At 58.6% G+C, this 7,214-nt stretch carries 4 protein-coding genes and 2 pseudogenes; 4 read left to right on the top strand and 2 right to left on the bottom strand.

The features are described 5' to 3' along the window. Positions 1-234: pseudogene (locus CJ301_RS19425) on the bottom strand (hypothetical protein); the annotation flags it as partial. Between the two features lie 267 nt (positions 235-501). Between CJ301_RS19425 and CJ301_RS18030 the strand changes: the two are divergent. Both CJ301_RS18030 and CJ301_RS18025 read left to right on the top strand, forming a co-directional pair. Continuing rightward, a complete protein-coding gene (locus tag CJ301_RS18030; protein WP_173812391.1) occupies positions 502-2,862 on the top strand; it encodes a heavy metal translocating P-type ATPase in 2,361 nt (786 codons plus the stop codon). 66 nt (positions 2,863-2,928) lie between these two features. Further along, positions 2,929-3,438, top strand: a complete 510-nt coding sequence (locus CJ301_RS18025) for a L,D-transpeptidase family protein (RefSeq protein WP_099278731.1) — start codon at positions 2,929-2,931, stop codon at positions 3,436-3,438. 256 nt (positions 3,439-3,694) lie between these two features. Here CJ301_RS18025 and CJ301_RS18020 read toward each other — a convergent pair. Beyond that, positions 3,695-3,823 (bottom strand): annotated as a pseudogene (locus CJ301_RS18020) (integrase core domain-containing protein); the annotation flags it as partial. A gap of 595 nt (positions 3,824-4,418) precedes the next feature. Between CJ301_RS18020 and CJ301_RS18015 the strand changes: the two are divergent. Both CJ301_RS18015 and CJ301_RS18010 read left to right on the top strand, forming a co-directional pair. After that, entirely contained in the window at positions 4,419-5,753 is a 1,335-nt protein-coding gene (locus CJ301_RS18015) for a DUF5930 domain-containing protein (protein WP_254050204.1), read from the top strand. 291 nt (positions 5,754-6,044) lie between these two features. Continuing rightward, a complete protein-coding gene (locus CJ301_RS18010; RefSeq protein WP_099278729.1) occupies positions 6,045-6,710 on the top strand; it encodes a L,D-transpeptidase in 666 nt (221 codons plus the stop codon). Positions 6,711-7,214: the final 504 nt, after the last annotated feature.

Genomic DNA, 7,214 nt, shown 5'->3' with positions numbered 1-7,214 from the left:
GCCAAGCGCTTCCGCAAACGCGATGTCGGCCTCATTGGGATAGGAAATGCCGATGGGCCAATCAGGATTGGCGCGCGACACAGATGGGGTTGCCGCTTGTCGATCGCAACGGCTCCAAGGTCGTTCTCTCCGGCCCACTATGCTCATACCAATAGCAAGTATCTTCAGGAAGAAGGCGCGCCGTGATGCGGTTCTGGTCAGGCGCGGCGAGGACAGCGACAGCTTCTGGAACACTGCCGATCTTGGACTAAGCATTGTCTTCCATCGTAGGCGCAGCACAACCTGCAAGGGCCAGTGTTGTTACCATGATCACCGCGGGCCGTTGAAGCATATCCATTTCACCCTTTTGGCAGGTGAACCCCATTATCTGACGATAGCGGCGCGTTTGAAGTTGCCGCCGGTCGGTTTCCCTGCTGAGCGAAAATACTGTTTTACCCCTTGAAGCTCTAGTTGCTGTAGGGGCTATTCTGATGTGGAATGAACGAATCCCGAGGTCAATCCATGTCTTCTGATGACCACCGCCATGATCGCGCCCACGACGACTCAAGCGAACATGAACATTCTCATCGAGAGGGTAGTGCGTGTTGCGGTGTTCGCACCAACACGGGATCGGCACATCCCATTCCCTCGAACGGACGAAGTTTCCAGGTCTCTGGTCTGGACTGTGCAGAAGAGGTGGCGATCCTGAACAGGGTTGTTGGTCCGAAGGTCGGCGGGACTGAGCATCTGGCGTTCGATGTCATAAACGGACGAATGACGATCCTCGACACCGCTGACAGAATTTCGGACGACGAAGTTGCGCAGCTCGTCACAAGCACGGGGATGAGCGCCAAGCCGTGGGATGCAGACAACGCAGCGAAGGACCAGGCGGCGCATCTGGTACGTCAGAAGCGCTTCACCGCACTGAGTGGCAGCTGTTGGGCGGCGGGTTTTCTCTATCACATCGTTGAGACCGGAATGGGTGGCGCGCTTGGGCTGTTCGCAGGGCATGGTGAAATGACGATGCCATTGGTGGAAGCGGGGCTGTTTGCTGTTGCGATCCTCTTTGGGGTCTGGCTGGTTGCGCCCAAGGCTTGGTCTTCTGCGCGACGGTTTTCTCCTGACATGAACTTGCTGATGGTAGTTGCCGTGGTCGGCGCCATCGGGCTCGGTGAGTTCTTTGAGGCTGCTACGGTCGCGTTTTTCTTCTCTCTCTCTCTTTATCTCGAAAGCTGGAGCGTCGGACGCGCGCGCAACGCGGTGTCGGCCCTGCTGGATCTAGCACCGCCCTCGGCGCGGGTGATCCGACCGGACGGCATCGAGACGGATGTTCCAGCGGCAGAGGTCGCCGTGAACGACCGCTTCATCGTGCGCGGCGGCGACCGTATTCCCCTCGATGGTGAAGTCGTGGACGGGGCAGGGGCCGTCGATCAGGCGCCGATCACCGGGGAAAGCGCATTGGTGCCCAAGGAGCGCGGCGACGAGGTTTATGCCGGCACGATCAACGGTGAGGGTACGCTAACCATTCGCGCGACGAAGGCCGCCTCGGACACTGTGCTGGCGAAAATCATCCGCATGGTCGGCGATGCCCACGCGCGCCGCGCGCCGGTCGAACAGTGGGTTGCAAAGTTTGCACGCATCTACACCCCCATTATCATGATGCTGGCGATCGCCATTGCGCTGTTGCCACCGATCCTCCTGGGGGGGGGCTGGGACTACTGGTTCTACAATGCGCTGGTGCTTCTGGTCATCGCCTGTCCCTGCGCGCTGGTCATTTCTACGCCGGTTTCCATCGTGGCGGCGCTTACCGCTGCGGCACGAGCGGGGGTGCTCATCAAGGGCGGCGCCTATGTCGAAGCGCCGGGCCGCACCACGGCGCTCGCGATGGACAAGACCGGAACGATCACCATGGGCGAGCCCGAAGTGGCAGCAGTCTACCCCTTGGGCGATGCCTCGGCGCATGACCTGATGAAGCGAGCGGCGGCACTGGAGGCGCGTTCGTCGCACCCGTTGGCCCGTGCCATCCTTGCGCGCGCCGAATCCGAGGGTATCGACGTGTCGGCAGCGGACCAGACACGAACGGTGCCGGGGCGAGGATTGGAAGGGCGCGCCGACGGGCACTCCATCTGGCTTGGCTCGGACCGGTTCGCCGGCGAGAAAGGATTCAGCAATTGCATTCCGGCAGATCTCCGTGATCGGATCGAAGGGGCTGGTAGCACGCTCGTTGCTATAGGGGACGAAACAGGCGTGACCGGCATTCTGGAATTGCGCGACCGCATCAGACCTGATGCCAAGCGCATCGTGGCGGAACTGCACGCGAGGGGCGTGAAGACAATCGTCATGCTGACCGGGGACAATGAACGCACCGCCCGCGCGGTAGCTGCCGAGGTCGGCATCGACAAGGTGCGTGCCGAACTGCTGCCAGAGGACAAGGTGAGGATTATCGAGGAACTGGTCGCAGACCATGACATGGTGGCGATGATCGGCGATGGCGTGAACGATGCGCCGGCCATGGCAAGGGCACATTATGCCATCGCGATGGGTGCCGTCGGATCGGATGCGGCCATCGAGACGGCTGACATCGCGCTGATGACCGACGATATCGATCGCGTGCCATGGCTTATAGGTCATTCGCGTCGGACCATGACGATCATTCATCAGAACATTGGCATCTCACTGGCAGCCAAGGCCCTGTTTGTCGGATTGACAGCATTTGGCATGGCCTCGATGTGGGGTGCGATCGCCGCCGATGTGGGCGTATCCCTGCTAGTGGTGGCCAATGCGCTGCGGCTTCTGAATGGCCACCGGATCAAGGAAAGCCCATCGGGCGGTGAACGAGTGGGCGACCAGATGGCGAAAGGTGCACTGGCGCATGGTCATTGATCCGGCGTTTTTGGTAGAGTAGCGTTCCAACCGAACCAGACCTCGCAAATGAGGCGTCGAGTAGTGATGAATACCAGAATTCTGCGGCGAGCCTTTCTATCGGGCGGATTGACCGCCGTTCTGTCGGGCTGTGCCAGCAAATTCAGATCTGACAATGGAGCCGAAGTCATCCGGCTGCGGATGTACAAGGCGCAACGCTTTCTGATCCTGGACGGTGCTGATGGTATAGTGCGAAGTTACCCCATCGGTCTCGGCTTCGCGCCCGAAGGCCACAAGCAATTCGAGGGAGACGGTCGCACTCCTGAAGGTTCCTACACAATTGACCGGCGCAACCCCAACAGCCTCTTTCATCTCTCCATCGGCATTTCCTATCCGAATGAGGCAGACATTGCTTTCGCGGAGGCGCAGGGTCGATCTCCCGGAGGGGATATCTTTGTTCACGGCGGCCCAAGGCGCGGGATCGATCCCATGAACAAGCGCGACTGGACGGCAGGCTGCATCGCGGTGTCGGACCGTCAAATCGAAGAAATCTACGCCATGGTGCGGATCGGGACGCCCATCGACATATACGCCTAAGAATCGGGCAAAGCGACGCCGCTAAAAGGCTTTAGACCCCATGATCGGGCAGTGAGCTGACTGGGTCAGTGGCCTCTCCCACGGCATTCTCCGTTCGAGGGTTGCGCCAGATTGGCTGGTGCCGAGCCTCAAGAATGGGGGAGAGACCATATGCAAGATGAGCTGCTCCCCGCCGGTCCCTCGGTCATTACGAGAGTTTGCGGGTTTGTGCTCTGGGACCCAACCTTGAACCGCCGGGTTCTGAAGTTTTCGGCCTTCATTCCGGTGACAGGCTGGTGGCGCCACCGGGATTATGGATGTAGATCGGGACGTTATATCCGATCGCGCTGTGGGGCCGAACCTCGTTGTAGTCTCTGCGCCAATTCTCCAACTTTTCGCGGGCATCATGCTGGGCGAGCTTGAGGGTGAAGCCTCCCCCTTTGGCCCACCCCGAACCAGAGGCGGCGCCCTTTAAGTGGATCGAGATCGAGACCCATGGGGCGTGGTGATCCGGGTATGCCTTCCACGCCGACGGCGCGAATCGCCGAGATTGCCGCGGCGCTGCGCGAGGCTCGGTCGAAATCCTGCCGGATCAGCGCCTGCCGATCGTGATCCCCATGCGGCTCGTGGACTTCCGCCGTGGGAATGATGGGCTGGCGGCAACAACACTCCAGAAAGAGATGGTGCTCGATCCCCATTTTGGGCAAACGCAGTGGTGTTCAGATCAAAGCGGGGCGGCCGGATCAGGCCGCCAAGCGCCCGAGATCCTCGTCTGTAGTCTCGACCCGGGTCCCGCCGAGTCCGATCAGTCTGACTCGCATGGCATATTGTAGGGCGCGAGATCGGATGAGCCCTTTTCCGCAAAGAGATCATACGGACGGTTTCTGGCAAGATAACGCCGATGGGGGCTAAACCAGCAGTGGTCTGCCAAAGGCAGCTGTCAAATTCGTTGCGATTTCTTGGCGGCGCCGATACTCAGTCTCGCGGAGATACGGCCATCCATGGTCGCAGCAAGCTGGGGCGAGCCATTGACGTCGCAACCGATGAAGCGTGTATATGCGGCTTTTGAACGTCGCGTGCCGGAGCGGCGGCTCTTTATCAAGTCAGAGAACCATACCCGCTTTGTTCGTCTGGGGGTCAGGGCTCAACTGCTGGCTTGGACTGCAGGAGGGATGTTCGTTTCTTGGGCAATTCTCGTGACGGCGATCTTACTCATCGACTCGATCGGAGCCGGGAGCTACCGAGACCAAGCTGCACGTGACTTGAATATCTATGAGGGCCGTCTCAATGCATTGTCCGATGAGCGTGACCTACGTCGAAAAGAAGCCGTAGCGGCCCAAGAACGCTTCGTCGCCGCCCTTGAGCAGATCTCGGCACTACAGAGCGAACTTCTGACTTCTACGGAACGCCACCGCGAACTCGACACAGGGCTTAGAGCTCTGCAAGCAACCTTGCGGAAAACCATGTCCGACCGAAAGGAAGCTGAGGAGCGGCTGGCCACTTTGCAGGCTAGCGAAGCCGGCGATGTGGTGCAGGCTTCCGATGCGTCGATCGGTGCCATTGACCTCTTGGCGAATGCACTCGCCGAAACGGCTGCCGAACGCGACCAGATAGCAACGGAGGCCATAGACGCTAGCGTGGTTACCGAAAAGTTCGATCTAGAACTGCGTCTCATGAAAGAGCGGAACAACGAAATCCTCGGACAGCTTGAGGATGCGTTGACGGTGCCTGTCGAGCCGCTCGATGACATGTTTCGCGCGGCAGACCTCGAACCCGAACAGCTGATGCGCGACGTGCATCAGGACCATTCCCAGAAAAGCGCGTCCTTGACGCAGATCCAGATGTCAACAATGGGAGCGGCAGATCTTGCAGACGAAACACTGCGAGCGAACCGAATTCTAGACCAGCTCGACCGCATCAACCACTACCGGCTCGCTGTCGAGCGCATTCCCTTCGCTATGCCTGTGCAAGCTTCATTCCGCTACACTTCAGGTTTTGGCCCGCGCTGGGGTCGAATGCACAAGGGCCTTGATATGGCTGGGCCTGTCGGCACACCGATCTACTCAACTGCAGACGGCGTGGTTACATATGCCGGTTGGCAGAGTGGCTATGGCCGCATCATTAAGGTTCAGCACGAGTTCGGAATCGAAACACGTTATCCCCATCTGAATAAGATCCGCGTCAAGGTCGGACAAAAAGTCTCACGTGGAGAGCAAATTGGCGATATGGGAAGCTCTGGACGCTCAACCGGCCCCCATCTCCACTATGAGATCCGGGTGAAAGGCGAGGCTGTAGATCCAATGATTTATATCCGGGCAGCTCAGAACACTCTCTGAGTTGTAGCTCCGGTTAAGGGTAAGGAAAGCGCTCCTTATAGTTGGCTCATCGGCAAAATTATCGCACGCTGCGGTGGTGCAGAGGCCGCCCACAGCATCAGGTCAGCTGGAGCCTCCGACAAACCCGGGACGGCTCGCCCCTCCATACCGTGAGCAGCCACATGCTCGTCGAATTCATCAAGAATTTTCCCAGCAATACCTTGAAGCTAAAGTTGGTAGAGGTCCTATGTGAGGGTAGTAACCTGCCGGCTTTTCTTCGGCATTAGGCTCCTTCCTGGATCAGGAGAAAGTATGCTTACGAGACGCCACTTCATTTCGACGACGGCCATGTTGTTCTCTGCTCCTATAGCGAGCCCCCTTCTCGCAAACACATGGCCAACAGAGGCCGAGAAGGCCGCTTGGGATGCACAGGTGACACCACCAAACTTCGATCCGGCGACTTCCAATCCGTGGGGCTTGCATTCGCGTTTTCTGCCGCAGCGGGTCGTTGCCAATGCCGACCTTACGCCAGGTGACATTCATGTCGATGCCGTGGCGCGGTATCTTTATCATATCGAACAGGGTGGAACAGCCATGAGGTACGGCGTAGCCATTGGACGGGGTGGCCTATACGAGCCTGGTACTTATACAATCAAGCGCAAGGTCAAGTGGCCTCACTGGACGCCGACACAGTCCATGATTGAGCGTGATCCCGAAACCTATGCGCAGTACTCGGAAGGGATGGAACCAGGACCGAACAATGCTTTGGGGTCACGCGCCCTCTACCTTTATGTGGGGGATCGGGACACTTACCTACGGATCCACGGTACACCCTCACCGCGGTCCATTGGTTCACGGGCTAGTTCGGGCTGTGTGCGCATGGTGATGGCGCACATCAACCAGCTTTATCCAGAAGTCGAGATCAATTCGACGGCCTTCCTCTATTCCGCCAAAGAAAGCGTTACTGCCCAAAGTTGAGGGACGTGCGGAATATGGCATTGGTATTTCCGGCCCCGACCCTGCAGTAGTCTTCAGAAGATGGCCGTCAGCTTCCTTGTCAGCATCTAAGTGGTAGTTTGCACACAAATGTGCTGGCCATCGACTGTCCGAAGCGGCAATTCTGTCGTTTCGACGGGGCCGGAATGGCGATACCAGTAGCAGCCGTCACTCGACCGCAGCCGCGCCGATGCGAGGTTTTGGTCGGGTGCCGCCAAGGCCGCTACGGCTTCAGATAGCTCTTGGTCCTGTCGACTATCAGAACTGTCATTCACTACTGCCGAACATGCACCGAGTACGAAACCGGCCATTAGGACCGATACGGATCGAATTCTCATCTACCGTCCTTCTTCTGCCGTTTGGCGATCATGCCTGTCGCCCGCACCCTTGCACCTGACTATCAGCGTCGCAACATAGAAAAACTGTAACCGCCGATTGAGACCGCCTGCCTGACTGGGGCTCTCTGATCTAAGACACGTGTGACCG

It is taken from the genome of Limimaricola cinnabarinus (genome assembly GCF_002723615.1).
Classification (GTDB): Bacteria; Pseudomonadota; Alphaproteobacteria; order Rhodobacterales; family Rhodobacteraceae; genus Limimaricola; species Limimaricola cinnabarinus_B.
This window is presented reverse-complemented; position numbering and strand designations above follow the sequence as displayed.